The sequence below is a fragment of the Streptomyces sp. NPDC050625 genome (genome assembly GCF_040654755.1).
Classification (GTDB): domain Bacteria; phylum Actinomycetota; class Actinomycetes; order Streptomycetales; family Streptomycetaceae; genus Streptomyces.
Map to the genome: position 1 here is coordinate 25,225 of NZ_JBFAIQ010000023.1, position 25,571 is coordinate 50,795.

Annotated in this window: 23 protein-coding genes, 5 pseudogenes and 1 riboswitch; of the genes and pseudogenes, 14 read left to right on the top strand and 14 right to left on the bottom strand. The window is 67.7% G+C overall.

The window, feature by feature from the left end:
• Positions 1 to 107 precede the first annotated feature (107 nt).
• Positions 108 to 409: pseudogene (locus tag AB0I54_RS35320) on the top strand (transposase); the annotation flags it as partial.
• 376 nt (positions 410 to 785) lie between these two features.
• Here the strand turns inward: AB0I54_RS35320 and AB0I54_RS35325 are convergent.
• From AB0I54_RS35325 to AB0I54_RS35360, 8 genes are all read right to left on the bottom strand, one after another.
• A complete protein-coding gene (locus AB0I54_RS35325; protein WP_363300347.1) occupies positions 786 to 1,112 on the bottom strand; it encodes a nucleoside triphosphate pyrophosphohydrolase in 327 nt (108 codons plus the stop codon).
• 148 nt (positions 1,113 to 1,260) lie between these two features.
• Positions 1,261 to 1,458: a hypothetical protein gene (locus tag AB0I54_RS35330; RefSeq protein WP_363300348.1), complete on the bottom strand. Its 198-nt coding sequence runs from the start codon at positions 1,456 to 1,458 to the stop codon at positions 1,261 to 1,263.
• A 123-nt stretch (positions 1,459 to 1,581) separates the two neighbouring features.
• Entirely contained in the window at positions 1,582 to 1,767 is a 186-nt protein-coding gene (locus AB0I54_RS35335; RefSeq protein ID WP_363300349.1) for a hypothetical protein, read from the bottom strand.
• Positions 1,764 to 2,381: a hypothetical protein gene (locus tag AB0I54_RS35340; protein ID WP_363300350.1), complete on the bottom strand. Its 618-nt coding sequence runs from the start codon at positions 2,379 to 2,381 to the stop codon at positions 1,764 to 1,766. Before AB0I54_RS35340 ends, AB0I54_RS35335 begins: the two co-directional genes overlap by 4 nt.
• The gene (locus AB0I54_RS35345; protein ID WP_363300351.1) at positions 2,335 to 2,808 is read right to left on the bottom strand and encodes an SUKH-4 family immunity protein; all 474 of its coding nucleotides are present in this window, start codon (positions 2,806 to 2,808) and stop codon (positions 2,335 to 2,337) included. Before AB0I54_RS35345 ends, AB0I54_RS35340 begins: the two co-directional genes overlap by 47 nt.
• 445 nt (positions 2,809 to 3,253) lie before the next feature.
• Complete coding sequence (locus AB0I54_RS35350) at positions 3,254 to 4,273, bottom strand: hypothetical protein (protein ID WP_363300352.1); 1,020 nt, start codon at positions 4,271 to 4,273, stop codon at positions 3,254 to 3,256.
• Between the two features lie 3 nt (positions 4,274 to 4,276).
• Positions 4,277 to 5,407 (bottom strand): M4 family metallopeptidase, encoded by a 1,131-nt coding sequence (locus AB0I54_RS35355; RefSeq protein ID WP_363300353.1) that lies wholly within the window; start codon positions 5,405 to 5,407, stop codon positions 4,277 to 4,279.
• A 621-nt stretch (positions 5,408 to 6,028) separates the two neighbouring features.
• Positions 6,029 to 6,418: a hypothetical protein gene (locus AB0I54_RS35360; RefSeq protein ID WP_363300458.1), complete on the bottom strand. Its 390-nt coding sequence runs from the start codon at positions 6,416 to 6,418 to the stop codon at positions 6,029 to 6,031.
• A 605-nt stretch (positions 6,419 to 7,023) separates the two neighbouring features.
• A riboswitch (M-box (ykoK) riboswitch) is annotated at positions 7,024 to 7,195 on the top strand.
• A 323-nt stretch (positions 7,196 to 7,518) separates the two neighbouring features.
• Here AB0I54_RS35360 and AB0I54_RS35365 point away from each other — a divergent pair.
• The 3 genes and pseudogenes from AB0I54_RS35365 to AB0I54_RS35375 all read left to right on the top strand — a co-directional run.
• Complete coding sequence (locus tag AB0I54_RS35365; protein WP_363300354.1) at positions 7,519 to 8,865, top strand: CBS domain-containing protein; 1,347 nt, start codon at positions 7,519 to 7,521, stop codon at positions 8,863 to 8,865.
• A complete protein-coding gene (locus tag AB0I54_RS35370) occupies positions 8,862 to 9,041 on the top strand; it encodes a hypothetical protein (RefSeq protein WP_363300355.1) in 180 nt (59 codons plus the stop codon). Before AB0I54_RS35365 ends, AB0I54_RS35370 begins: the two co-directional genes overlap by 4 nt.
• A gap of 15 nt (positions 9,042 to 9,056) precedes the next feature.
• Positions 9,057 to 10,178 (top strand): annotated as a pseudogene (locus tag AB0I54_RS35375) (divalent metal cation transporter); the annotation flags it as partial.
• Between the two features lie 131 nt (positions 10,179 to 10,309).
• On the opposite strand, the pseudogene AB0I54_RS35380 reads toward AB0I54_RS35375, so the two are convergent.
• Positions 10,310 to 10,918: pseudogene (locus tag AB0I54_RS35380) on the bottom strand (superoxide dismutase).
• A 182-nt stretch (positions 10,919 to 11,100) separates the two neighbouring features.
• On the bottom strand, positions 11,101 to 11,376 hold the full coding sequence (locus AB0I54_RS35385; protein WP_363300356.1) for a hypothetical protein: 276 nt from the start codon (positions 11,374 to 11,376) through the stop codon (positions 11,101 to 11,103).
• A 296-nt stretch (positions 11,377 to 11,672) separates the two neighbouring features.
• Between AB0I54_RS35385 and AB0I54_RS35390 the strand changes: the two genes are divergently transcribed.
• Entirely contained in the window at positions 11,673 to 11,816 is a 144-nt protein-coding gene (locus AB0I54_RS35390; protein WP_363300357.1) for a hypothetical protein, read from the top strand.
• 44 nt (positions 11,817 to 11,860) lie between these two features.
• On the opposite strand, the gene AB0I54_RS35395 is transcribed toward AB0I54_RS35390, so the two are convergent.
• Both AB0I54_RS35395 and AB0I54_RS35400 read right to left on the bottom strand, forming a co-directional pair.
• A complete protein-coding gene (locus AB0I54_RS35395) occupies positions 11,861 to 12,034 on the bottom strand; it encodes a hypothetical protein (RefSeq protein WP_363300358.1) in 174 nt (57 codons plus the stop codon).
• Positions 12,025 to 12,126: a hypothetical protein gene (locus AB0I54_RS35400; RefSeq protein WP_363300359.1), complete on the bottom strand. Its 102-nt coding sequence runs from the start codon at positions 12,124 to 12,126 to the stop codon at positions 12,025 to 12,027. Before AB0I54_RS35400 ends, AB0I54_RS35395 begins: the two co-directional genes overlap by 10 nt.
• A 78-nt stretch (positions 12,127 to 12,204) precedes the next feature.
• Between AB0I54_RS35400 and AB0I54_RS35405 the strand changes: the two are divergent.
• Both AB0I54_RS35405 and AB0I54_RS35410 read left to right on the top strand, forming a co-directional pair.
• Positions 12,205 to 12,294: pseudogene (locus tag AB0I54_RS35405) on the top strand (transcriptional regulator); the annotation flags it as partial.
• Between the two features lie 259 nt (positions 12,295 to 12,553).
• On the top strand, positions 12,554 to 13,753 hold the full coding sequence (locus AB0I54_RS35410) for an amidohydrolase (protein WP_363300360.1): 1,200 nt from the start codon (positions 12,554 to 12,556) through the stop codon (positions 13,751 to 13,753).
• Positions 13,754 to 13,976: 223 nt separating this feature from the next.
• Here AB0I54_RS35410 and AB0I54_RS35415 read toward each other — a convergent pair whose 3' ends face one another.
• Positions 13,977 to 15,059 carry a DUF5937 family protein gene (locus tag AB0I54_RS35415; protein ID WP_363300361.1) on the bottom strand — a complete coding sequence of 361 codons (1,083 nt, stop codon included), beginning with the start codon at positions 15,057 to 15,059 and terminating at the stop codon, positions 13,977 to 13,979.
• 209 nt (positions 15,060 to 15,268) lie between these two features.
• Here AB0I54_RS35415 and AB0I54_RS35420 point away from each other — a divergent pair, with 209 nt between their 5' ends.
• From AB0I54_RS35420 to AB0I54_RS35440, 5 genes are all read left to right on the top strand, one after another.
• Positions 15,269 to 16,282 (top strand): ISAs1 family transposase, encoded by a 1,014-nt coding sequence (locus AB0I54_RS35420; RefSeq protein ID WP_363300362.1) that lies wholly within the window; start codon positions 15,269 to 15,271, stop codon positions 16,280 to 16,282.
• A 181-nt stretch (positions 16,283 to 16,463) separates the two neighbouring features.
• The gene (locus tag AB0I54_RS35425; protein WP_363300363.1) at positions 16,464 to 17,231 is read left to right on the top strand and encodes an amino acid ABC transporter permease; all 768 of its coding nucleotides are present in this window, start codon (positions 16,464 to 16,466) and stop codon (positions 17,229 to 17,231) included.
• A gap of 4 nt (positions 17,232 to 17,235) precedes the next feature.
• Entirely contained in the window at positions 17,236 to 18,021 is a 786-nt protein-coding gene (locus tag AB0I54_RS35430; RefSeq protein ID WP_363300364.1) for an amino acid ABC transporter ATP-binding protein, read from the top strand.
• 122 nt (positions 18,022 to 18,143) lie between these two features.
• Complete coding sequence (locus AB0I54_RS35435) at positions 18,144 to 19,013, top strand: transporter substrate-binding domain-containing protein (RefSeq protein WP_363300365.1); 870 nt, start codon at positions 18,144 to 18,146, stop codon at positions 19,011 to 19,013.
• The gene (locus tag AB0I54_RS35440; protein ID WP_363300366.1) at positions 19,010 to 20,419 is read left to right on the top strand and encodes a CapA family protein; all 1,410 of its coding nucleotides are present in this window, start codon (positions 19,010 to 19,012) and stop codon (positions 20,417 to 20,419) included. Before AB0I54_RS35435 ends, AB0I54_RS35440 begins: the two co-directional genes overlap by 4 nt.
• Positions 20,420 to 21,119: 700 nt before the next feature.
• On the opposite strand, the gene AB0I54_RS35445 is transcribed toward AB0I54_RS35440, so the two are convergent.
• Entirely contained in the window at positions 21,120 to 24,332 is a 3,213-nt protein-coding gene (locus AB0I54_RS35445) for a tetratricopeptide repeat protein (protein WP_363300367.1), read from the bottom strand.
• Between the two features lie 372 nt (positions 24,333 to 24,704).
• On the opposite strand from AB0I54_RS35445, the pseudogene AB0I54_RS35450 reads away from it, so the two are divergent.
• Positions 24,705 to 24,815, top strand: a pseudogene (locus tag AB0I54_RS35450) (AAA family ATPase); the annotation flags it as partial.
• A gap of 83 nt (positions 24,816 to 24,898) precedes the next feature.
• A complete protein-coding gene (locus AB0I54_RS35455; protein ID WP_363300368.1) occupies positions 24,899 to 25,402 on the top strand; it encodes a hypothetical protein in 504 nt (167 codons plus the stop codon).
• Positions 25,403 to 25,571: the final 169 nt, after the last annotated feature.

Genomic DNA, 25,571 nt, shown 5'->3' on the forward strand with positions numbered 1-25,571 from the left:
CTGTGTCCGCACCTTTCAAGGGTTCTGGTTCCCACCTTACCTTGCTGATGAAAAGGATTTCACCCCAATATTGAGCGGGCCCGTCCAGAAACAGGCGACTCCGCCGAGGGATGACATGCCGGCGGCGCCTGGCCGCGTGGAAGGAGGCCGGCGTGTGGTATGAGCTGCACCTGGTACTGACGAAGAAACTGCGGGCGGTGATCGACTCCTCCCACGTGCGGGCCGCTCGGCGCGGCCCCAAAGCGGGCCCAGCCCGGTCGACCGCGCACGGCCGGGCAGCAAGCACCACGTCCTCACCGACGGCCAGGCCATCCCGCGCGCGGTGTCGCTGACCGGCGCGAATCGCAACGACGTCACGCAGTTGCTGCCCCTGCTGGACAAGGTCCCGGCTGTGGCCGGCGTCGTAGGCTCACTGGCCGGGAAGCGAAATCCGATATGCCATCGCTGTCGCCCACGGGCCGTCGCTGAACACAATCTGCGCAGCGCCCCGCAGACACGCCGTCCGCACCAACGGGTCCGAGGCCGCGCGGTCCGTGCGGCTCATGTACCGGCCCGGACGGCGGCCGGACTGCTCACCACGACGGCTTATGTCCAGCCAGAGCAAGGGGGACCTTCCAGCGCGGCATCGACCCGGGCGAGATCACCGCCCTCGCCCGCCGGGCCGGCCTCGCCCCCGCCGCCGGTGCCCCCCCGTGCTGCCGCTGCCCGCGGTCTGTCATGCCGTCCTGACCAAGCCCCGGACGTGAATCGCGTACCGCCCAACGTGACCGCCGACACGGCTACGTTCAGCGGTTGCCCGTCCAGACGATCCGGTCGGCGAAGCCGCCCCGCTCGCCCGCCTTGGCCTCACGAATCTTCTCCAGCTGATCCGCGTCGACCCCCAGGACCGCAGCAAGCGCGCGTACGACCTCCAGCACGTCTGCGAGTTCCTCCGGCGCCGAGTCCTCATCCGCCTCAAGGAACTCGGCGACCTCCTCGCTGAGCTTGTCCCTCAGCCGACCGCGGTATTCCTCCCGGCCAGCGGTGTAGGTGATCGGCTCGGCCCCGTCTTCCTGGATGATCTGCGGAATCCGGTCCCGCACCAACTTGCCGTGCCTGCTGTAGGGCTCCACCCGTGCTCTCCCGCACCCGTCTCCGTGAGGCGGTCGCCGAACGCCGCCCCTTCATGCCGCCGCAGCCTAGGGAAGTCGCCTCACAACTCGTCATGCGAACCGCCAGTCCCACCCGTTCGGAGGTGCCCCTTGCCACCGCAGCGGCTCGTCACCGCCGTCCGCGCGGCGGAAGCGGGCGACGGGCCCGCCCGCCGGAAGGGACGGCCAGCTGCTGCTGCGGCGGGGCGGTGTGCAAGGCAGAGACGCCCAGGGCGGCATCCCTCGCGGCAAGGGCCTCATCCCGTTCGGCCTGGACCTCGGCCCGCTCCCTCACCCACTGCTCGATCATGACCGCGTAGGTGCCCACCAGCTCCGACGGCTGCCGCTTCTCCTTGCGGACGCGGGTCGGCTCTTCGCGGAGCTTGTCGAGTTCGGCCTCAGCCTTCTTGACCGGGGCGCTCTTGTGCCGGGCGGCCTTGAACTCCGCCTGTTACTTGGCCATGAGCTTGTTCGGATACTTGTGTGTCAGCAGCCACCGCTTGATCTGGGCTTCCTCAGCGAGGTCGAGGATGGTGAGCTTGCCCGAGGAGTGCAGCGGGGTGCCGGCCAGCAGACGGTCGGCGGCCGTCCGCAGCTTGACGCACAATTCCTCCGGCGGATCCGGCTCAGGACTCACGACACGCCTCCCTCGGGCCGACCGCGCTCATGCTCGGCAAGGAGACTCTCCCAATGGGCAAGGCGCCTTCGCTCACGTCCCCAGCGGATCTCCGGGCTGGCACCGTCGGCGACGACAAGCCTTAACTCGGCTGCCTCAGCCCGAAGTTCGTCGATGTTCTCCTCGGTGCGGACGATGCTGCGGCAGGCCGGACGGCAGCCGTCGGTGTCGGGAGTGACCCGCGCGTCATCAAGCGCGGGTTCCAGCTCGCAAAGCGCCGTCGGGAACGAGAAGACGCAGGTCATGCCCTTTCCCGGGTAGATCTGCAGCGAGAGGTTCGCCAAGACATGCCGGGCTTCCCGGCCTGTACGAAGCACCCGCCCCGCGAACTTCCTCGCCCCGCCCGCCACCCGGGACCGGTAGGCATCCGCCGCCGGACCGCTGGCGTGCTCACCGGCCTTCAGCCGCCGGTCGGCCTCCTCCAGGCCCTCCAGCCGGGCCAGCCACCGCTCGAACGCGAGATCGTCGGGAAACCCGGATGCGAAGTTGCCGAGTCCACCGTGGTGATGATCGTCGGAACGCTGGCGGTCACCAGAGCCAGCGTTCGAGGAACTCGGCCCAGATGAAACCGACATAGCCCTCGAAGGCGGGTGGGTCGATCTCCTTGAGCTCCTCCGCAAGCTCTCGAAGTTCGGCCAGGGCTTCGTCCTCGTGCTCGTCCGGGTCGTTCAGGATCGGAGACTCGCTCACGTGTCGGCCGTAGTGGTGCAGTGTCTGCAGCCAGAGGTCGATGGAGGAGTTGGCAAACCAGGCTTCCCCGCCTGGCAGGACGTAGTAGACCTTGCCGGTGTCCGGCTCGACGCCGAAGGCCCATTGCAAACCTGGCACGAGGTTGCCGTGGTGGTTCTGGGAGAGCTGGTAGAGGACGGTTCCTGATGCGGTCTGGAGAGCGGGGTCCGGGTCTGTCTGGAACGCGACGTGCTCGATCAATTGATCGACGACGGGGACGCCGATGTTCACGAGGAGGGACTTTTGGTTCTCGGGGATGCGCCAGTTGGCCAAGTCGGCGGGATCTGCCCGGGCGACGTGTTCGGACCCGGCCCATGCGGTCGTGGGTCAGCACTGGAGGTCTCCTTGGGCGTTGGATGGGGCGGGCTGGCCCTCGCGGCCGGCCGGTGGTGACGGCTGGTCGCGGCTGGACACTGGTCTGGTGGATCGGCGGCTGACGTCTGCGGCGTAGGCGGCCCAGTCCCCGGCGGCCTCCTTCTGCCAATGGATGGCCACTTGGATGTGCACGCTGAGCCGGTCGTCACCGATGGGGTCGCTCTCCCGGGTCAGGCAGCCGCGGCGCAGGTGCTTGACTACTGGCGGGAGGGGGTTATTCCGACCGTGCACTATTCCCCTGTGTCCGCCCGTGCCACTGGTCCGAGGCCCATAGCATTCAGACGAACGTTGCTGAGAGCCGAGCGCCACCCCGATAGCTCAGGTGCGTGCATGGCCAGGTCGTTCATGGCAGGGGTGAGTTGGTTCGGTACGGATCGAGGGCTGCTCTGCGCTCGTGGTACGGCTGCTTGGCAAGCCGCGTGACCAGAGTCCACATTGTGCGCTCCCCGTCCAACGTGGGAGGAAGTGAGAGGCCGAGGGCCTCTGCCAGGGGTTTGCGACCCAGGTTGACCAGGGCGCGAACGGCGGCGGCCCATTCGTCCGTAGCGGTGACAGCAGAGCGGTACCAGAGAAGGGCCAGGCTGACGACGGTGACAATCGTGGTCAGAAGGACGGCTGCGCGGGCGTGCGCGGAGGCCAAAACCGCCGAGGCGGCGATAGCGACCGCGACATGGCCGGCGAGGAGCGCGACGAAGAAGTCCGCGCTGGCGCGGGCGAGGTCGACTTGGCGGCGGATCTGCTCGGGAGCCGCGCCCGTCAGTTCGTTCCAGAGCACTTGGGTGTCCAGGCGGTAACGGTTGTACCCGTACTCCTCGAAGCGGCGGATTGCGTTACCGAGCCGCGTGGGCGTGATCTGCGAGTCGTCGATGGGGAAGCGGGCCAGCTTCTCCCGCAGGAGGGCTCGTTGGGTGTCAGTCCGCCGCCGGTCCTTGCTCGCGGACTTTGTGATCCGGGGGTCGGCTTCCAGGCGCCGCAGATCGGCAGCCGCGGCAGCGGACAGAGGAGCTTCACGATGCTCCAGCCGCAAGAGCATCAGCCGGTCTTGAAGCTCTGCCTTGGCCCGGCGGTTCCGGCTGCACCCATGCGCGTAGGCGGCGGCCGGCCAGAAGAGGTACCCCTCCAGCAACCGGTACAGCGGGCTCTGTACGGCGCTCAGGACGAGTCCGAAGAGCAGGGAAGATACAAACAGGAGCAGCATTATCCCGGCCGATGTGGTGGGCCACAGATCTGCGATCGCACCGGTACGGCGAATGCTGGGGGCGACGGCGAAGAAGAAGATGCTGAGGTTGAGTGCCGTGGGCAGGATCCATCCCGCCACGAGCGTCCAGGCCCCGCCAAGCACTCCCTTGGCGATCTCACCCATGGGTCACTCTTCGTCCCAGTCGTCCTCGTCACCGAAAGGCGGCCCGGGTGGAGTATGGGCGGTGGGGACGCCCTTCCCGCCCTCCAAGACCCCGACCTGCCCCCAGGCATTCACCGTCGCATCAGACTCGACTCCGTGGCCGTAGCGGGCTACCGCGGCCACGACCGTGAGCTTCGCGAAGTCCGAGAACAACGCGTCCTGCGGCAGCTGGCCGCCGGTCAGCACGTCGTACCAGATCTGTCCGGCCTTCTCCCAGGCATGGCCGCCCAGGGCTTCAGCAACCAGGTAGAACGCGTGGTTGGGGATGCCGGAGTTGATGTGGACGCCGCCGTTGTCACGGCTGGTGCGGACGAAGTCGTCCATGGTCGCGGGCTGCGGGTCCCTGCCCAGGAGGACGTCGTCGTAGGCCGTGCCCGGCGCCTTCATGGAGCGCAGGGCCATGCCTGCGATGTGAGGTCCCAAGAGCCCAGCACCGATCAGCCAGTCCGCTTCGCCGACGGTCTGGCCCAGCGCATACTGCTTGATCAGTGAGCCAAAAATGTCCGATATCGACTCGTTGAGGGCGCCTGGCTGGCCAAAGTACGAGAGGTTGGCGGTGTACTGGCTGACTCCGTGGGTCAGCTCGTGGCCGATGACGTCGATGGGGATGGTGAAGTCCAGGAAGACGTCCCGGTCTCCATCGCCGAAGACCATCTGCTCGCCGTTCCAGAAGGCGTTGCAGTAGCCCTCGCCGTAGTGGACGGTAGCGTCCAGTGGGAGGCCGTTGCCGTCGATGGAGTTGCGGCCGTAGACCTCTTGGTAGAACTCGAAGGTGGCGCGGAGGCCTTCATAGGCACGGTTGACGGTGGCGTCCTCGCCGTGCGCGGAGCCCTCGCTGAGGACCCTCCGGCCGGGGAGGTCTGTGCTGTGTCGGGCGTCGTAGACGGTTCGGTGTGGCTGATCGGCCAGTGCTCCTTCGGGCAGGGCGACGGGCGGGGCGCCGACGACGGTGGTCAGCCGGCGGCGAGTGCGCTCATAGGCATCCGTCTCCAGGGTTCGGCGTGCAAAGGCAACGTGCCGCGGATCCTCGGCGCGTAGCAGCCTGGACAGGATGTGTGGGGGCACGATCGAGCAGTGCACCGGTGAGATCTTCATGGCCCCCTCGCCCGTGGCGTGAGATTCGACCGTAGCGGCAGCATCCCGTTCTCGCACCAGGTACGCCTTGATGTGCTGCCCTATTGATCGGTTGCCCGTCCGCTGCGATCAGTCGTGCTGATACGGGACCGGTAGTACCGCTGAGCTCGGTTCGCCCACCCTGGGGCTGCCGACATTGGCCAGAGAAACGGCTCGGATCCTCGACGCGCAGATCATGAACGTGAACTGCAGTGATCGGCGACAGGCACTCTGTTCAACTGTCCGTCGATGCGTCAGCACGGACTGCGATGTACTCGGCCCAGTCACGGCGGGCGTAGCCGACCCACCGGACAGCAGTGTTCCGGTGCAGGCCGATGAGGTCGGCGAGGATTCAGCCAGCGAGGCCCGGGCCGACTCCGGGAGAGCTGGGACCGCGGCTGGCGCTGTTCGGCGAGATGTCGAAGGAGCTCGGCCAGCCGTGGAGGCATCAGTACGGGGTGACGGCCGAGGACCAGATGAGCATGTTTGTCGCCGGATTTGAGGGATGCCTACGGAGGGTGTGGGGTGGGCGGCGGCCGAAGCCACCGCGAGACGGTCAGGCGGCGGGCTGCCGGCCCTGGTTGTCGAGGTGGCAGCGGGCGGTCAGGCGTCAGGGTCGACTTCGGGGTGCGTGAACCGCACGGGCTTGCCCAGCGACCGGGCGTAGGCGATTTCGGCTCGGGTGCTGTCTCCGATGTAGTCGCCGACTACGAGCACCTCATCAGCGAGCCGGATCTTCGCCCGGTGCAGATCGTCGAGTCGAACCTTCAGCGCCTCGGCCTCGACAGGATCGGACCGAAGTTCGTGCGGCGACTTCATGTCACAGCCCGGTTTGACGACAATCTTTCCGGCTTTGGTCTCCCGCAGATCGGCCTCGTTCATCTCGGTCATGAAGCGGGTGGAGCCGCAGATCACGACGATACGCGGGAGGCTCAACAGCTTCTTCGCGTCGGCGAGCTTCTCCTCGGGGGTGAGCAGTTGCGGGTATGACACTGGTTCCTCCTGGTGGTGTGGCCAGTAGCTTGGCGGCCGCGGTGTCGTCGAGCAAGCGGGGCAGCGGTTCGTCCGCGATCGGGAAGTCGCTGTCGAACACCAGCTGGCGGGGCGGCCGGTCGGGGGCATCCCACTCATCCAGCTGACGGAAGAAGCCGCAGAGTCCGCAGGCTGCGGGCGTAGGCGGCCATGTCGTCGTCGACGGCCTTGGGCCGCCCGCCGTGCTGGTGTCCGCGCTCGCGGGCGGATGCCTTGCCCTCCAGAGAGGGCGGCGCCGTTCCCGGACGGGTCGTAGGCGCCCTGGAGGGGGCCGGTGAGGAGTTCGAGTTCGATGTCGTGGTGGCGCAGGTCCTCGGCGATGGTCAGCAGTTCGGCGGCGCCGCGGCCGAGGTGCTTCGTCTCGTGCACCGTGGAGATCACCCGGGGACGGGGACGGCCTTCTTGATGGTGGGGGCGAAGTCCATCGCCCGCCTTGACGAACTCCGGCCTCACCTCGATGCGGCCCTTCGTGGCGGCTGCGGGGTGGCGGCTGCTGGGTGAGGTCAAGGACTGGTCATGGATTGGGGGCGTGGGGGGACAGGGGCGTATTCTTTGGGCGGTTTGAACAGACACCTCGTTCGGTGAGGCGTCTTCACGGACACAGGCCACTGATCCCACCCGTCGAGAGACGCTCCGGATCAGGACAGGTCTCCCCGGCCCAAGGGGTGACCCCAAGGGCCTTCGCCGTCGGGGGATCACGCCGTGGAGTGCCAAAGCTCTGACGAGTTGGGGTGCGCCGGGACCGGTTCTCGTTCCGGCTGCCCCTTGCCGCATGGCCGTGACGCCCCGTTGCGCGGCCGGGACCGGGAGGAGGCGAGATGGACAGTAGTCCGGGCCATAGTCGGCCCCCCTTCGTGTTGTCCGTGCCGTCCTTCCGCGGCCCGGGACAGCCCGCTCTTTCCTGACCCGTCGGCTCATCGGCCTTTGCCAAGCCGCGCTCTGGCGTGCGTTCGGCGTGCCTGCCGTCACCGGTTCAGGGAGGAAGTGCGCTGCCATGGGCCGCCCGGTGCCCCGTCATTGCGGGGCAAGGGGTGTTCATCTTGGCTGCCCACACTCTGCTCATGTCCACTTCGGCCCGTCTGCGCGACCGCCGGGTTCATTTGGAGCGCCGTGCCACCGCCTCCAAGGCGGTCCGCACCTCGCTGGTCTCGCTGGCAGGGCTGGTCGGCGGACCGGTCACCAACCAGGCCGGTGAGGAGGTCGGCCGCGTCGTCGACGTGGTCGCCCGCCTGTACGGCACGGAGCCGTATCCGCCGGTCACCGGCCTGATCCTCCGCATCGGCCGGCGGCGGACGTTCCTGGCCGCCGCCGCCATCGGCAAGGTGCAGGCCGGGCACGTGCGCCTGCGCACGGCCCGGGTCGACCTGCGCGACTTCGCCCGCCGTCCGGGCGAGGTCCTGCTCGCCAAGGACGTGCTCGACCACCAGCTTGTCGACGTCGACGGAGTGCAGGTCACCCGCGCCGCCGACTTGTACCTGGCGCCCCTGGTCGACCAGATCGTGCTGGTCGGCGTGGACGTCTCCCTGCCCACTCTCATCCGCCGGCTCGGTCCGCGCCGCTGGCAGAGCCGGCCGACGCCGGAGCGGGTGCTGGACTGGCAGGCGGTGGCCCCGTTCGCCGAGCACGCCACCGAGGGCCCGCCCCAGGTGCGGTTGCGTGCTTCCCGGGCTGCGCTGTACCGGCTGCGCCCGGCCGATCTGGCCGACATCCTCGAAGACCTCGGCCGCGCCGAGCGGCAGCAGTTGCTGGGCTGGCTGGAGCCGGAGCAGGCCGCCGACGCGCTGGAGGAGATGGAACCGGCCGAGCTGGAGAACCTGCTGCGCGAGGCACAGCCGGAGCACGCCGCCCGGCTGGTGGACGAGATGGAGCCGGACGAGGCCGCCGACGCCCTGCGTGACCTCGAACCCGAGGAGCGCGAGGCACTGCTGATCCGCATGCCGGCCGGTGAGGCTGGGGAGCTGCGCCGACTGCTGGCCCATCGGGAAGGCACCGCGGGCGGCGCCATGACCACGCTGCTGGTCACCGCCCGCCGGGATGAGACCGTAGCCGAGGTGCGGGCCCAGCTGGCGGAGCAGGCCGAGCACCGCACCGAGATCGATGCCGTCACCGTCGTCGACGACACCGGCCGGCTGGTGTGTGACCTCGCGCTGTTCGATCTGGCCGTGGCCGAGGACACGACTAGCGTGGCCGACCTGGTGGCCTGGCAGGCCCAGTTCGGCCCGCCCGCCACCGTCCGCCCCGACACTCCGCTGGCCGAGGCCGCCGACCAACTGGTCGCCGCCCGCGCCTCCTCCCTCCTCGTGGTCGACGACAGCGACCACCCGCTTGGCCGGATCCTGGCCGACGACCTGCTCGACGCCCTGCTGCCCGAACGCGGGCGCCTGCACTTTCGGAGGTTCCTGCAGTGACCCGCGACCTCGACACCACCGCCGCGGCCGGGGCGGCCGGGTCGGCCGGGGCGACGACCGGCGTGGCTCCCGCCCGCCGCACCGGCTGGCGGCGCCTCACCCTGATCGCGGCGATCGCCGGCCCCGGCCTGGTCGCCGCGAACGCCGGCAACGACGCCGCAGGCATCGCCACCTAGGCCTCGGCCGGATCCCAGTACACCTACGGCACCCTGTTCTTCATGGTGCTGGTCACCATCGCCCTGGTGATGGTGCAGGAGATGGCTGTGCGCCTCGGCGCGCACACCGGCAAGGGCCTGGGCGCCCTGATCCGCGAGCAGTTCAGCCTTCGCCTGACCGCGCTGGCCGTCTTCTGTCTGCTGCTGGCCAACACCGGCCTGGTCGTCAGCGAGTTCGCGGGCATCGGCGCCGCCTTCGAACTTCTCGGCGTACCCAAGTGGGCGGTCATCCCGCCGGCCGCGGTGCTGCTGTGGGCGCTGGTGCTGTTCGGCTCCTACCACTGGGCCGAACGCATCTTCCTCATCATGTCGCTGGCGTTCTTCGCCTACCCGGTCGCGATGATCCTCGGCCACCCCGACTGGGGCGCCGTCGGCCACCACCTGGTCGTCCCGCACATCGAGCCGAGCAAGGACTTCATCCTGCTCGCGGTCGCCCTGATCGGCACGACGGTCAGCCCGTACATGCAGTTCTACGCCGCCGCGGGCGTCGTGGACCGGGGCGCCAAGCCTGCCGACTACCCGCTCATCCGTGCCGACGCCGTCCTCGGTGCCGTCTTTGCCTGCGTCATCAGCCTGACCATCATCATCGCCACCGCGTCCGCCATCGGCGGCAGCGGCCCGCTGGACTCCGCCGCCCAGGCCGCCGAAGCCCTCAAACCGGTCGCGGGCCAGAACGCCGAGCTGCTGTTCGCGCTCGGCCTGATCGGCGCCTCCGCCCTGGCCGGCGCTGTCGTCCCGCTCTCCGCCAGCTACGCCATAGGAGAGGCAGCGGGCGTGGAACGCTCCGTCTCCCGCAGCTTCCGCGACGCCCCACTGTTCCTGGGCCTGTTCACCGCCCAGATCGTCCTGGGCGCGGCGGTGGCGATGACCCCGGTCGACGTCATCCAGCTGCTGATCGGCACCCAGGTCCTCCAGGGCCTGATCAGCCCCATCGTCCTGGTCTACCTGCTGGTGCTGACCAACCGCCGCTCGCTGCTCGACGCGGCGGCCAACGGCCCGCGCTACCGCATCGCGGCCACGGCCGTGGTCGTTGGCGTTGCCGGCATGTCCACCATCCTGCTGGTCCAGACCGTCCTGGGCTGGTTCGGCCTCGCCTGAGTGCGTGACGCTGTCGGAGATCTTGAGTCCGGCTTTGTGAGTGATCCTGGCTGGCTGGTCGCCGAAACGAGCCGGCGGGCAGGGAAGCAATGCTCGCTTCCCTGCCCGCCGGGTGATGGCGCGGTGCTGGATCAGGCGCCGGTTGCTGCGGTGAAGCGGGCGGCGACGTCTTCCCAATTGACCAGGTCCCACAGCTTGGTGACGTAGTCGGGGCGGACGTTCTTGTACTGCAGGTAGTAGGCATGTTCCCAGGCGTCGAAGACCAACAGCGGGGTGGCGCCCTGACCGACGTTGCCGTGGTGATCGTAGACCTGTTCCACGATCAGACGGCGGCCGAGCGGCTCCCAGGCCAGGACACCTCAGCCTGATCCCTGGACCGACGCGGTCGCCGTGGTGAGCTGCTTCTTGAACTGCTCGAAGCCGCCGAAGTGTTCGTCGATGCCGTTGCCGAGGGCGCCGTCGGGGCGGTCACCGCCGTCCGGGGAGAGGTTCTGCCAGAAGATCGAGTGCAGGACGTGGCCGGAGAGGTTGAAGGCGAAGGTCTTCTCCAGCCCGACCAGCGAGGTCGGTGTGATCTGGTCCTTCTCGCGGACCTCGGCGATCTGCTCCAGGGTGTCATTGGCGCCCTTGACGTAGGCGGCGTGGTGCTTGGCGTGGTGCAGTTCCAGGATCTGCCCGGTGATGGCCGGCTCCAGCGCGGCGTAGTCGTAGGGCAGGTCGGGAAGCGCGTAGGTGCCCATCAGGCACGTCCCCTTTCCGGGTGAGCGATTGTCAGAAGCCCACCCTATTCCTCTATTGCGAATTACTTGCAACAACGACTTAGATGCATCAGCATGATCTGTGGCGGGGTCGGCCCGTCAGTCTTCGGTGTCTGAGCGCCTTCCCTCCGTCGGCGTGTCCTTCCTGGAGAGTGATCGTCTTCTCACCCGGCGCCCGCCGGTCCCGGCCGGTCCCGCTCGTTCACGCCGTCCTGCTCCGTGTCCGGCGGCCTGCGTGTGGGGAGCACGTGTGAACCGCCGTCGCGGCCGCTCAGCGCGGCGTTCTCCAGCGTGAGGAGATTGATCGCTCTGGCGTGGACCTGGAGTCGTTCTTCGAGGTCGGCGCAGTGCTGTCGGAGGTCGGCGTACTTCTTCTTGAGCTGCTCGTGCTCGCTGAGCTTGCGGCTGAATGCCTCGGGGGTACTGTCCTGGGCTTTCACCCGGGCCTGGAAGAGCTCATTCAGGTCGAGGTGCTGGTGGGTGAGGTGCCAGCGTTTGACGTCGGCTTCGATCGCGAGCTAGGAGACGTTGAGGCGTCCGCTGGACCGCAAGGGGGTGCCGGGCAGGAGCCGCCGAACACGGCGGCCTGACGCAACCAACTTCCCTTGCTAAATGCCCAGTTGGAGCGCGGCGACATCCTGCCACCACTCGCATGTGCCCGACTGGCCCGCCGTGGCGACGAGATCAGCACCTTCCTCGACAAGACCCTGCCGACGAACGCCTCCCAGGCATCCATATGAGACGGCACAAGCTCACCCCCCGAGCCGTCGAAGCTGTGATCGACACCCTGCTGCGAGAAGCCGAGAACGGACCACATGCCACCGTCTCCGCCCTCGCCCGCCGACTGCAGGTCAACCGCCAGACCCTCCTTGTGGGTTGAAGTGCTGGATTCTGCGCGCCGCCGCGGCAGGATTGATGGCTGGTTCAGACCGCGTTGATGGTGCCGCCGTCGATGACGTAGTCGGCGCCGGTGATGTTGCCGGCCACGTCGGACAGCAGGAATGCGGCCGGGCCGGCGGCCAGTTGGGCGACCAGGCCGTTGGGGTCCTCGTAGACGGTGGTGCGGACCAGGCCGGGGGAGACGGTATTCACGCGCACGCCTGGGGTCCGAACTCCTCGGCCAGGGACTTGCCGTGTGCGGTGACCGCAGCCTTGACGGCGCTGTAGCCGGCAGGGACGCCCAGGGGCATCGGGGCGACGGCGGAGCAGATGCTGACGATCGCTCCGCGGCGCTCGATTCAGGCTGGGCGGCCAGCGACGCCCACGAGCTGGACGACGCCTGGTTCGACCAGGTTGCCGACCTCGGCTCTCAGCGGGGCCAGTACGAGTACGTCACCAACATCGGATTCGCCGCCTGAGACGCGTACCGAGTGCCTGGCGATCCGCGACGTGCCCGGCGAGAGGGACCTCGGCAGTCCCTCAACCACGACCCGATGGCCCGGAACACTCTCACCCTTGCGGACGACCACCTTTGTATGTCCGCGAACCTACTGGTCAAGCGGTTGGAAATGTCCGAGGCGAGTGTTACCGCGTGCACGGTAACGATCGCGCCCCTCGGCCGGGCCCCGCCTTACCGTTCAAGCAATTCGATGATGTGGATCTCTTTTAGGAGTTGCGATGAGCCACCGTGTCCCCGCAGACCTTCATGCCGACATCCGCGCGCGGCGGTCGGCGCTCGAGCAGCTCAGCCTTGACCTGCATGCCACGCCCGAGGTCCGGTTCGAGGAGCACTATGCCGCCGAGCAACTCGTCGGCCGGCTGGCCGGTGCCGGCTTCAAGGTGGACACAGGGGTCGGAGACCTGCCCACGGCGTTCGTCGCCACGCACGAAGGCACGGTCGACGGGCCGACGATCGCGGTACTACTCGAATACGATGCGCTGCCCGGTCTCGGTCATGGCTGCGGGCACAATCTCATCGCCGCTGGCGGCCTGACCACGGCCCTTGCGGTGGCGGCGGTCCGGCCCGACCATCCCGGAACGCTCAAGGTGATCGGCACCCCGGGGGAGGAGGGCGGCGGCGGCAAGATCCTGCTGCTGGAGCGCGGTGTCTTCGACGGGGTCGACGCTGCGGTCATGTTCCATGCGGCTGACCGCAGTCTGCGGGCACGCCATGCGCTCGCCTCGAGCAAGATCCGGATCACCTTCCACGGCGTTGCCGCGCACGCGGCCAAGGGCCCCTGGGAGGGCCGGTCCGCGGCGGCCGGCGCTCAGCTGTTCTTGACGGCTATCGACTCGATGCGCCAGTTCGTCCGTCCCTCGGCCCGTATCCATGGGATCGTCACGCACGGCGGCGACGCCCCCAATGTCGTCCCCGAGCGGGCTGAGATCGACATGTACGTGCGGGAGTCAACGACCGCCGCGTTGGACGACCTGATGGATCGGGTCTCCGCCGCGGCCGACGGAGCGGCCTTGGCTACCGGTACCACCGTGGTACTGACTGAGACCGCGCCCCGGTACGCCGAGCGCTTCAACAACATGGTGATGGCCGATCGCATCGCGGCCTACAGCGCCAGCATCGGCCTGGAGTTGGAGCCGCCTTCCGCACAGAACCCGGCCGGCTCCTCCGACATCGGCAACGTCTCTGCCATCCTGCCGGCGATCCACCCGTATGTGCAGATCTGCGAGCGAGGCACATCGTCGCATTCAGTGGCGATGCGGGAGGCCGCCCGTACCCCCCGCGCCCATGAGGCAGCCGAGACGATGGCCGCCGCCATGGCGGCACTGGTCCTGGACCTGCTCGAGGATGCAGAGCTTCTTACCGCCGCACGCGCCGAGTTCAATGCCGCTGTCTGTGTCGGTGAGCCGTCGCAGCACTGATCGACCCGTCTGCCCGCGGCTGACAAGACGCACAGCATCGGCATCGTCCAAGCGGCGCAGACCCAGGGGACGACGGAGGGGGCCCAGGGCCCGCTCCATGGTGATTGCAGGTGGCTGCACGGCCCTGCGGCTGGAAAACACTGCCGCAGGGCCGATTTTTTCTACCCTTCAGGCAGCTGGCATGCAGGCGGTCGTGATGCGTGATGGGGCGGCCCGTGGCATGTCACTGCACGATGGCGAGCAGAACGTCGACACCCAGGTGCCGGAAACGCTGTACATCGAGCCGGTGATAGACCATGCGGCCCTCGCGCCGTGAAAGCAACAGGTCCACTTCCCGCAAATGGGCGAGATGGCGGGACACCTGGGGCTGGGTCATTCCCGTACGTTCGGCGAGTTCTGTGGTCGTGATCGCCTCGTTGACCAGATGCCGGCAGATCGCCAAGCGCGACGGCTCGGCCAGGGCCGCCAGACGGGCACGTGCCTGCTCTGGAGTGATCGATTCCACTGGCTGGGCGTTTTCCACCGGGAAGTGGATGACAACGGGAAGGCCCGGCAGGTCCTTCACGATGAGATGCGGCCGGTTGTGGACGGACGGTACGAGCAGGCAACGGCGCTTGTTCAGATTCACGGTCAGCGTCTGCAGCTTGTCGAAGCTGACGCTCACCGGATCGTGGCGGACCTCGGCGTTGGGGCTCAACGAGGCGATCAGCTCGGCCGGTTGAAGTACCCGCGCTCTGGCTCTCACCTGCGCGCACTCCGCCTCCAACCGGTGCTCGATGCGGAGCCACTCCGTGTGGAAGAACTCAGTTTCGCATTGGAAGAAGAATTCAGCGAGGCTTGAGCGCACGGCCTCCGGGTCTTCGAGAATGGTTCGTGCGAGTTCTGCTCGTTGGAAGGATCGCCGCTCGCAGCTGGCAATGAACGCCTGGTGCCTCTCGGGATGGGACGCCAGGCCGGCCACGGGGTATCCGCCGCCGTGCACTGCCTCCGCCGCGATCTCTATGAATTGATGCAGGGGCAGCTTGTCCAGACGGCCGACTTCTTCGTCGAGTGACTGGCCGAGCGGCAAGTCCAGTGGCAGGAGCAGTCGGCAGCGTCGACGTGCCCACAGCGGAGCGTAATGCCTCACCGCATTTTGCAGGCCCGGTGTCATGGTGGAACGGGCATGCCTGAGCCAGGGCTGTGTTTCGAGATGGTGCTCGGGCTCCACAATCGCGTGCAGGCACGACATCATCTCGGCCAGCGGGGAGATGCCCGCAGCGATGTCCGCGGCGTATGCGCCCGCAAGGTTGACGACGACAGCCACGCGGGGAGCGTAGCGCATGGTCGCCACCGGGGAGCCCGCCTGTCGTGCTCGGCCGCGGGACAGGGCTGATGCGTTCTCACTCGGCAAGACGTGCCGATTGCGGGTGTCTGAGGCGGGACGGGCGGGGCGTCCGGGCTGGAGATGGTGAACACAACCTCTGATGATCAAGGTTCTCGAAGCCTTTGATCACGAACAGGGGTCGCGTTCGCGTGTCATCCTCCCTGATCGGTGTCCTGCAGCGCCACTGCGGGATCATCGATCCATGCCGCCCGCCCGAGGAACTCACCTCGCTCCACGAGACGTTGGACCAGCTCCCGGATCCGAGGCGGGTACGGGGTCGGCGTTGCGGGCTGGGTTCTCTGCTCGCCGTGTGCCTGCTCGCGGTCCTGGGTGGAGCGACCAGCTTGGCCGGCATCGCCCGGTTCGCCGCGGACGCACCCTTCGACGTGCGCACGCGGATCGGGCTCGGCGGCCTCCCGCGCGCCACCACCCTGGGCCGTCTGCTGTCCCTCATCGACGGTGACGCCGTCGACGACGCCATCGGTGTCCGGCTCGCCCGCCACGCGGCCGACCCGGTCGAGGACGACCAGCCGCTGGTGGGCCTGGCCGTCGACGGCAAGACCGTACGCGGCAGCCGCAGCGGCGACAAGAAAGCCGTTCACCTCCTGGCCACCGTCCTGCACGAGTCCCAGGCAGTGATCTCCCAGCGGCAGACCGCCGCGAAGAGCAACGAAATCCCTGCCTTCGTCCCGCTGCTGGACCGGCTCGACCTGCACGGCCACGTCATCACCGCCGACGCGATGCACACCCAGACCGACCACGCCGAGCAGATCACCTCCCGGGGCGCCCACTACATCCTCGTCGTCAAGGGCAACCAGAAAAAGCTCCGCAGTCAGCAGCGGCGACTGCCCTGGCGCGAGATCCCGCTTCAGCACCGCACCCGCGAACGGGCGCACGGGCGAGGCGAGATACGCCGCCTCAAAGTCTGCACGGTCCAGCCGGGTCTGCTTTTTCCGCACGCCGTCCAGGCCATCGAGTTCAAGCGCCTGCGCACGAATCGCACGACCGGGAAGACCACCATCAGGCCGGCGACCGCCTCGTCATGGCATTTCGGGTCTGAGGACTCGTCGTGCACCATACCCCGATGCACCCGACGGCGACGCGCGAAGTCGAGCGATGAAGTCCAGTTGACAGGCAGCCGGCCGCGGGCCCGGCCTGCCTGACCTGCCTGACAACTTCTGTCAGCGGGACGCTTACCGCACAGGCGGTAAGCGTCGCTACCGACCATGTAACGCCAGTCATAGGATGCGGACACCTTCAGGCCGACGAGATGCCTCCCGCAATTCATGCGGAGGTTCGCGAACGGCACTGCATATATCGGGCACGATAAAGAGGCGACCGTTTATGAATGCCTTTCTCCATACATTTTTCGATCCGCATGAACTGTTGTACGCATTCCCCGTGCTGCTCACTGAGGGGTTGCGGAACACGCTGACCATCGCGGCTCTCGCCATCGTCTTCGGTGTTGTGCTCGGTGTACTTCTTGCTCTGCTCCTCCTGTCGCAGCGCCGACTGGTACGGCTGCCGGCCCGCGTGTACGTGGATGTCTTCCGGGGCCTGCCCGCGATCGTCACAGTCAGCCTCATCGGGGTCGGCCTGCCGGCAGCGAACATCCGGCCCTTCGGACGCGAACCCCTCGGGTACGCGGTGCTCGCCATCGGCCTGATCTCCGCCGCCTACTCCGCCGAGATCTTCAGATCCGGAATCCAGGCCGTCCCGTCGGGGCAGCTGCACGCCGCGCGGAGCCTCGGCATGGGCTATCTGACCGCAATGCGGGTGGTCATCATCCCGCAAGGTGTGCGAAACGTACTACCCGCCATGGCCGGCCAGTTCATCATCGACATCAAGGAGAGCGCTCTGGTCTATCTGCTCGGACTGGGTGTCGGGCAGCGTGAGCTCTACTTCATTGCCCAGGAGCGGCAGGCGTCGACGTACAACTCCTCGGCACTGGTGGCCGCGGGCGTCTGCTACCTGCTTCTGACCATCCCCTTGACGTATGCAGTCAACCGGCTCGACCTGCGGTTGCGTGAAGGCCGTCGCACCCCGACGCCGAGTCGGGCCGCAACGACCGAGGCTCCAGTGCCAGTTGACATCGCGCCGAGAAAGGCCTGAATTGATGCCCACCGACATCCTGCCGGACGAGAACCGGCCTGCCTCGACGTCCCCAGTGGATCTCCCCGCGGTGAGTGTGCACGGCCTGTACAAGCGCTACGGGCACACCGAGGTGCTGCGTGGTGTGGACCTGGAGGTCACGCGGGGAGAGACGCTGTGCCTGATCGGCCGCTCAGGCTCGGGCAAGTCAACGCTGCTGCGATGTCTCAATCTGCTCGAGCCCCCCACTTCCGGCGAGATCCGGCTGGGTGGCGACCTCATCACCGGCCGTGGCGTGGACGTGGACGCCATCCGGTCACGGGTGGGCATGGTCTTCCAGCACTTCAACCTCTTCCCTCACATGAACGTGGTGCAGAACGTGACGGCCGCACTGCGGCACGTGCGCCACATGGACAAGGCCTCCGCCGAAGCCGTCGCCATGGAGCAACTCGACCGGCTTGGCCTGACACCACTGGCGCGGCAGCGGCCCGGCCAGTTGTCGGGCGGCCAGCAACAGCGGGTGGCGATCGCCCGCGCGCTGGCGATGGACCCGGAGGTGATGCTCTTCGACGAGGCGACCTCGGCACTGGACCCCGAACTCGTCAAGGATGTGCTGGACGTCATGCGATCTCTGGCGGCGTCCGGAATGACCATGATCGTCGTCACGCACGAAATCGGCTTCGCCCGCGAGGTTGCCGACACCGTGGTCTTCATGGACGACGGCCGCATCGCAGAGTGCGGCCCCGCCCGCGCGACCCTCGATGGGCCCAGGACAAAGCGCTTGCAGGAATTCCTCGCCCGCGTCCTGTAGACCCGCCGCGCGTGCGTCGTGTCGCCTGGCCGCGCGACGTGCAGATCAGCAATTCTCGCCCTCTCCGCTTTCCTGCCTCCTCAACCAACCTCGTCGCACAGAACCATCGATTCGGAGTTCCCATGCGTATAACACGTCGCCTGGCATCCAGATCCATCCTGGCCGTGGCCGTCACCAGCAGCTTTCTGCTGGCCGGATGCGGCACCGAGAGCAACGGGTCTGCAGCCCAAAAGGCTCAGACCAATCCCTACGGCCTGATCGACGCCGGCACCATCCGCGCGGCAACCCAGCTCGACCACCCCCCGTTCGAGTACGGGTCGCCCTCGGGAAAGCCCATCGGATTCATCGTCGATGTGACCGACGAGGCCGCCAAGCGCATGAAGCTCAAGGTCGACTACAAGAGCACCACCGTCCCCGCCGGACTGGCCGGCCTGACCTCGCACCAATACGACCTGGCAGCCATGGGACTCGGAATCACCGAAGAACGGGAGAAGAGCGTCGACTTCACCAAACCGCTCTTCTGGAGCTCAACAGTCGTACTGACGACCAAGGACAGCAACCTGTCCGGACTCGACGCCTTCGCCGGCAAGAAGGTCGGAGCAGTGACCGGCTCATCTCAGGAAGTCTTCGTCGACCAGAAGATGCCCACCGCACGCGCCATCTCCTTCCCCGGGGAGAACAGCGGGATCAACCAGCTGATGAACGGCAGCCTCGACGCCTTCGTCGTCGGCGGACCCAGCGCCGAACACTTCATGAAGGCACACGCCGACCTGCGGGACGCCGCCTCCGCCGCGGTCGACCACCCCACCTCCATGGCGGTGTCCAAGAACCACCGAGCCCTGCTCGCCGCACTGGACAAGCAGATCACCGCCATGGTTCACGACGGCACCTACGCGCGCCTCTACCGCAAGTGGTTCACCACGAAGCCGCTACCGCAACTGGTCCAGGCCTGGCCCGAGCTCGCCACCCAGTTCAAGGTGGCCGCCCCATGACCCACAACGACGCCAAGTCCACGAGCCCGGCGAACAACCAGATGCCCGACGGGACACTGCTGCCGACATGGCGGGACGCCAACGTCCACGACGACCTCACCGTGGTCGCGGTCGGAGACCTGATCCTTTCCGACGCCATCGCACCGCTCCTTTCAGAGCGCTCCCCGCAAGTCCTCACCCTCCTGCGCTCCGGCGACGTGACCTTCGGTAACTTCGAAAGCACCGCGATCGACCTGGAACATTTCGGCGGCTGGCCCGAAGCGGACTCGGGCGGAGGGTGGCTCATCAGTACCCCGGCAGTTCCCGCCGATCTGCGCTACATGGGATTCAACATGGTCTCCCGAGCGAACAACCACACCACCGACTGGGGCGTCGCCGGCATGCGCTCCACCGACCGGCTCCTGTCCGAAGCGGGCATCGTGCACGCTGGCACCGGCGAAACCCTGTCGCACGCCCGCGCCCCGAGGTATATGACCCTCCCCCCAGGACGGATCTCGCTCGTGGCGACGGCCTCCCGGTTCGAGTCCATGTCCAGAGCCGCCGACCCCATGGGCCGCGTACCTGGCCGCCCTGGAGCCAGCACCCTTCGCGCAACCCGGCACGTCATGGTTCCCGCCCACCGGCTGAAGGACCTCGCTGCCATCCGGGACGCGCAGCCGGCTGGGTCCGTTCGTGCATCCATCACTGAAGCCGACCGAGTCAACGAGACGGTCACTCTGTTCGGTACGACCTACGCGGCCTCGGACGAAGCGGACGACGGAGTGACGTTCCGCTTCCTCGTCAACGAGCAGGACCGCCAAGAATTCCTGGGCGCTGTACGCCAGGCCAAGCAGACATCAGACTTCTCCGTCGCGACGATGCACACCCACGAACCCGGCAACTACAGCGAAGAGCCACCGGACTTCCTCATCACGACGGCCCGCCAATGCATCGACGCCGGGGCGGACGCCTTCATCGGGCATGGGCCGCACCAGCTCCGCGGCATCGAGCTGTACCAGGGCCGCCCGATCTTCTACTCACTCGGAAACTTCTTCTACACGAAGAACACCATGCACCCCCTCACACCCGACGAAGGGCTGCGGGACGCCAAGGCCGACCGCACCACGCTGACCCCCGCGGAATACCAGGAACACGTACGCGTGCACGGGGTCTTCAGAGAGAGGGTCTGGTTCGAAAGCGTCATCACGGTGAGCCGCTTCAACCGACACGGACACCTGCGCACCATCGAACTGCACCCGGTGGAACTGCACTGGGACGGCCCCCGCGACGCCGACCGCGGTATCCCGCGCCTCGCCGCCGCGGACGTCGCCGAAAACATCCTGAGCCGGCTGCAGCGGTTGTCGAAACCTTTTAACACCGAGATCACGGTCAAGGACGGCGTCGGATACGTCGACTGCGACGGCTAATCCCCTTAGACTCGACCTATCATGAGGGGCCCGTCAGCTTGCTGACGGGCCCCACTCTTGTGATCATCAACTCCGAGCCTTCGGTCAGGGCGCATCCGCCCGTGGGCGCGCCGCTTGTCTGCCTTTCCTGCGTCACTGGCGGGTGCTGAGTGGTTCACTGGCGTGCCTGTCAGCTCGGCGGAGTGTGTCCGGGATCGAGCCCGGCCGCGGGCTCGACCTGCCGGGAGCGTCGGACTTCGCGTCGCTGATTGACGGTGTCATGCCCATTCGATGCCGAGTTCGGTGAGTGCGGTGCGCTGGGGTTCGATCGGCGAGCCAGACGGTGGAGTCGGGTCGGTAGACGCAGATGGATTGCCTTCCCCCGCCGCTACATACCCGAGGGCAGCATGGCCGAGCTCTACCCCGAGCACCCCGACAGCCCCCTCGCACTACCCAACACCACCAACACGACGACCGATTGGCGGAGTTGGTCAAAAGCAGGCGGGATCGGCAATGATGCGTCGGCAGGCACTGTCTTCCACCCGGATCACAGAGCGTCGAGAACTCCATGATCTTGGAAGTCCGTGCCTGTCACGTTCCCGGAACCCCGCCGAGCCGGCAGATCATCACGAACCGGACGTCAAGCGACTATGCCGAAACCCTGTGTGCTGACCCAGTGGCGTCTGGTCGTTCCGCGCGGGGTCGGGCCAGGCCGATGTGACTACTGGTGGCGTCCTTGTTTGCTCAACGCAGATATCGGCGGATCCCATGTGCGGGCGATGGATCTGTCAGGCTCCCAGCCGTAGCGTCGTAGCTGTTCTGCCTCGTCCAGTTGTCCGGCGTCTGCCAGCCGTTCGGCCGCCCATCGCAGCGCCCCGGCGTCGCCCGCATCAGCGGCGCGTTCGACCCAAGTCAGGGCCTCGTCCAGTTGTCCGGCGTCTGCCAGCCGTTCGGCCGCCCATCGCAGCGCCCCGGCGTCGCCCGCATCAGCGGCGCGTTCGACCCAAGCCAGGGCCTCGTCCAGCCGGTTGGCTTCCGCCAGCCGTTCGGCCGCCCACCGCAATGCCTTGGCGCCGCCAGCCCGTCCGTACCAGGGCAGTGCGTCATCCAGCCGGTTGGCTTCCGCCAGCCGCTCGGCCGCCCAACCCAGGGCCTCGGTGTCGCCAGCGTCAGCCGCGCGCTTAGCCCAGGTCAGGGCCTCGTCCAGCCGATCGGCAGCCGCCAGCAGGTCGGCCACCCACCATAGAAGCTCCGTGTCGCCAGCGTCGACGGCACGCTCGTACCAGGCCAGGGCTTCGTCCAACTGCCCCGCAGCCGCCAGGAGATCGGCTGCCCACCGCAGGGCCTCGGCGCTGGCGTCGACAGCGAGTTCCACCCAAGTCAAGGCTTCGTCCAGCCGTCCGGCCGCCGCCAGGGATTCAGCTGCCCACCGCAGAGCCTCGGTGCCGCTGGCCACAACGGCGCGCTCGACCCAGGTCAGGGCTTCGTTCAGCCGATCAGCTCCCACCAGCCGTCCGGCAGCCGCCAGCAGGTCGGTCGCCCATCGCAGGGCCTCGGTGTCGCCGGCATCGACGGCGCGCCGGTACCAGGTCAGGGCTTCATCCAACTGCCCTGCGGCCGCCAGCAGGTCGGCCGCCCACCGCAGGGCTTCGGTGTGGCCGACGTCGACGACGCGCTGGTACCACGTCAGAGCTCCGTTGATTTGTCCGGCAGCCGCCAGGGATTCGGCTGGCCACCGCAGGGCCTCGGTGTCGCCGGCGTCGACGGCGCGCTCGACCCAGGTTAGGGCGTCGTCCAGTCGTCCGGCAGCCGCCAGCAGGGCTGCTGCGCCCCCCGGGGCCTCGGTGTCGCCGGCGTCGGTGGCATGCTGGAGCCAGGGGAGAGCCTGGTCCAGTCGTCCGGTAGTCGCCAGCAGAGCTCCCACAGCGCCCAGGGCCTCGGTGTCGCCGGCGTCGGCGGCGCGCTCGTACCAGGTCAGGGCTTCGTCCCGTCGTCCGACAGTCAGCATCAGGTCGGCTGCCCATCGCAGGGCCTCGGCGCCTCCGGCGTCGACGGCGCGCTCGACCCAGAGCAGTGCATCGTCCATCCGATCGGCAACCACCAGTCGTCCGGCAGCCCACCGTAGAAGCCCGGTGTCACCCATGTCAGTAGCCCGCTCGGCCCAGGTCAGGGCATCGTCCAACCGGTTGGCCTGTGCCAGCAGGAGGGCCGTCCACCCCAGGGCGTCGGTGTCACCGGCGTCAACGGCGCTTTCGATCCAGGGCAGCACGTAGTCCAGGCGGTCGACCTTCGCCAGCCGTTCAGCCACCCCCAGTACGGTCGCGGTGCCGCTGGCGTCGACGGCGCGCTTGTACCAGGTCAGGGCTTCGTCCAACCGTCCGGCATCCGCCAGCCACTCAGCCACCAACTGCAGGGCGGAAACCTCGTCAGTGTCGGCGGTAGTGGCGCAAAGGTGGACGGCGATTCGGAGCATGCCTCGGGCTTGGGCTGCTTTAGCCAATGTCAGGCGGTCGGCGGCGGGGGCGTGGTCGATGAGGGCGTTCCACAGAGTGATGGGGGCGCGGGTGGCATGGCGGTGGCGGCGGCTGTGTTGTTCGAGGTAGTCGGCCAGGCGGTAGTGGGGTTGGGCGAGGGCGGGGTGTCCGGGGCGCGGGCGGATGCGGGTGAGGGGGCCGCGGGCGCCGCGAAGTGGTTTCGCGTTGTAGGCCAACGCTTGTTCGAGCCAATCCTCGTCGAGCAGGTCCCATTGAGTGTCGCTGAGGTAGCCCGGGGCGGCCGCTTCGAGCAGGGCCAGGGGGAGGGCGGGACCGTGGCCGAGCCGACGGGCGTCCATGGCAGCCTCGGTCAGTGCCCGCGCGCCGTCTGGTGCGGTGCGGTAGCGCTCCAGCAGAGCCGGAGCTCCGGCCAGATACTGGGTGATGGCGCCATTCTCGGCATGGTCGGCGGCGTACGCCAGGCGGGGATCCTCCACCGCCCGGTCGGCCAGGGCCCGCAGGTCGGTGTCGCTGAAAGCTGGTGGGATGGACAGGTCGTGACCGACCAGTAGCGCGCGGGCCTGGCCATGGGGATCTTCGCGGCCGGGTTCGGGCTGCAGGGTGAGGGTGCGCCAGTATTCGGGCCACAGGGTGCCCAGGACCAATACAGGCGTCCGTCCTGGGTCTGCCAGCAAGGTGCGCAGCTTCGCTGCGAGGCGTTCGCCGAGGTCGGAGGCGGTCAGCAGGTAGTTCTGGGCTTCGTTGAGCCAGACCACGGTGTGGGGTGCGAGCTGCTCGATGGCCGCGAGGGCGGCTTCGGGACGGGTGGGGTCGTAAGGGTGCCACAACCGCCACCCATCGGGGAGGTGGCGCAGTGCTTCCCAGCAGGCGCGGGTCTTGCCGGTGGAGGACCCACCCGTCAGCATCACGAGCCGGCTCATCCCGCGCTTGGCGTCCTCGGCGACGGCGTGGAGCCGGGCGTCGTGATCCCGCTCCACATAAGCCGGCAGGACCGGTAGTCCCGGGCCGGTGTTCAGCAGGTCGGTGCCGATGGCGTGGTGGACCTCCAGGGCGAATGGATCGGTCACCTCGGCCAGCGGCTTGCCCGGCGGGTCCATCAGCCGGGCCCTGACCCACAGTTCGGCGATCCGGGAGGCCAGGGCGTTGGCATCCCAGCTTGCCGAGCTGGCCAGAACAACCGCGACGGCCACGGCGTCACTTTGCTGGGCGGGAACGCTCGGGTCGCTGATGCACCGCCGGACCGTGTCCCGCGATGGCGACCCGAGCAGAGTGTCGTTCCTCGCGATGGCCGTGGTGATCTCATCCAGGCTCGGCTCACCGGCCGCCGTGTAGGCCTCGAAGAGCAGATCCTTCAACTCCCGCAACGGGCCCGGCCCGATCAGGGCCCGCGTCAGTTTCCTCGGACGTCTGGCCGGACTACTCCCCGTGTCGCCGCTCATCGCACCATCATTACCGGACCTTGTTCGGCATACGGCGTGAACAGCCCTGATACCTCCGCCCATTGAGGGCTCGTCGCAAGTTGGAGTGGATCTTCGAGAGGCCTTGAAGGTGGACACCAAGCCGGCCGGCTGCCCACCCGTCCTCCCCCCCCATATCCGTGGAGGCCCCTATGCCCGGCAAGCGCCTGACACGCCGTGAGCGGCTGGCACTGGCCCGCACCGTCCTAAATGGCACGGTCGCTGGAATTGCCCGAGCTGTCACCACCTGGCTCCTGAACCAACTGTCCTCATAACCCAGTGCCGCTTCCACTCAATGCAACGGCGAACTCTGTCCGAGCCTGACTGCTCAGGCTCGGACAACGGACAGCATGCTGGACCAAGACCTTCACCGGCCCCCGTCTCTGCGCTGCCATCGTCGACCGACTCACCTTCAACGGCACCGTGTGCGAGACCGGCACCGACTCCTACCGCCTCGCCAGCACCCGAGCCCGAACCGAACAACCCGCAGCGGGCTGCCCCCTGAAACCGCTGGACTGCTGGTCAGGGCACCTGTCAGACTCCGCCTCGTGGAGATACTCGATGTCCTGACCAGCATGGCGAAGACAGGCCGGCTGGGACCGATCTTCAGCGGCGCTGACTGGAACGATGTGACCGCAGCACTCGGCGAGCCGTGGGACATCGGAACAATGAGCCGGAACGGAAAGTGGCCGAGGCTCTTCGCCTACGGAGACCTTGAGCTGAGTGTCTGCCGCTGCCGCAAGGTCTCCCTCATCTGTGTCCAGACCTGGCGTGACGTCGTCGAACTTCCTCCGTCGGTTGTCGGGGGGACGGGCACCTTCCCTGCAGGGCTCAGGCACACGGACGTCGTTTCCGCCTTGGACAGGTCTGGCTGTTCCTGGGAGCCGTATGCTCCGCTGACCTTCGGCGACCAGTGCTCGCTCGCGGCGATCCCGTCAGGAGCGAACTTCACCTTCGAGATCCCCGAGGGCGAGGAACCCGTGCTGAACGTCATGGGCCTGCCCGGCGACGGTCACGACTGTTCCGCACGAACTACAGGCCAAGATCACTGACGCGAAGCGCCGTCAAAACTCGGGTTCTGGCTCACTTTCTGGATGCTGTTGGTGATGTTCACCTGGTGAGGTGAAGTCCGCTGGCTGCACGTGAGTTGATGTTCTTGCCGTGCTGGGCTGGTGGGAGCGGGGCGGTTTCGGCGGTCGGAGGGGTGGCCGCGGTGGCAAT

Excerpts from the sequence above, each read along its gene's own strand:
- AB0I54_RS35355 (WP_363300353.1), bottom strand. The coding sequence starts at position 5,407 with ATGAAGATCTCACCGGTGCACTGCTCGATCGTGCCCCCACACATCCTG.
- AB0I54_RS35430 (WP_363300364.1), top strand. The coding sequence starts at position 17,236 with ATGCCCACCGACATCCTGCCGGACGAGAACCGGCCTGCCTCGACGTCC.
- AB0I54_RS35400 (WP_363300359.1), bottom strand. The coding sequence starts at position 12,126 with ATGCCCCTGGGCGTCCCTGCCGGCTACAGCGCCGTCAAGGCTGCGGTC.
- AB0I54_RS35445 (WP_363300367.1), bottom strand. The coding sequence starts at position 24,332 with ATGAGCGGCGACACGGGGAGTAGTCCGGCCAGACGTCCGAGGAAACTG.
- AB0I54_RS35435 (WP_363300365.1), top strand. The coding sequence starts at position 18,144 with ATGCGTATAACACGTCGCCTGGCATCCAGATCCATCCTGGCCGTGGCC.
- AB0I54_RS35365 (WP_363300354.1), top strand. The coding sequence starts at position 7,519 with ATGTCCACTTCGGCCCGTCTGCGCGACCGCCGGGTTCATTTGGAGCGC.
- AB0I54_RS35340 (WP_363300350.1), bottom strand. The coding sequence starts at position 2,381 with ATGTCGGTTTCATCTGGGCCGAGTTCCTCGAACGCTGGCTCTGGTGAC.
- AB0I54_RS35440 (WP_363300366.1), top strand. The coding sequence starts at position 19,010 with ATGACCCACAACGACGCCAAGTCCACGAGCCCGGCGAACAACCAGATG.
- AB0I54_RS35390 (WP_363300357.1), top strand. The coding sequence starts at position 11,673 with ATGAGACGGCACAAGCTCACCCCCCGAGCCGTCGAAGCTGTGATCGAC.
- AB0I54_RS35425 (WP_363300363.1), top strand. The coding sequence starts at position 16,464 with ATGAATGCCTTTCTCCATACATTTTTCGATCCGCATGAACTGTTGTAC.
- AB0I54_RS35410 (WP_363300360.1), top strand. The coding sequence starts at position 12,554 with ATGAGCCACCGTGTCCCCGCAGACCTTCATGCCGACATCCGCGCGCGG.
- AB0I54_RS35350 (WP_363300352.1), bottom strand. The coding sequence starts at position 4,273 with ATGGGTGAGATCGCCAAGGGAGTGCTTGGCGGGGCCTGGACGCTCGTG.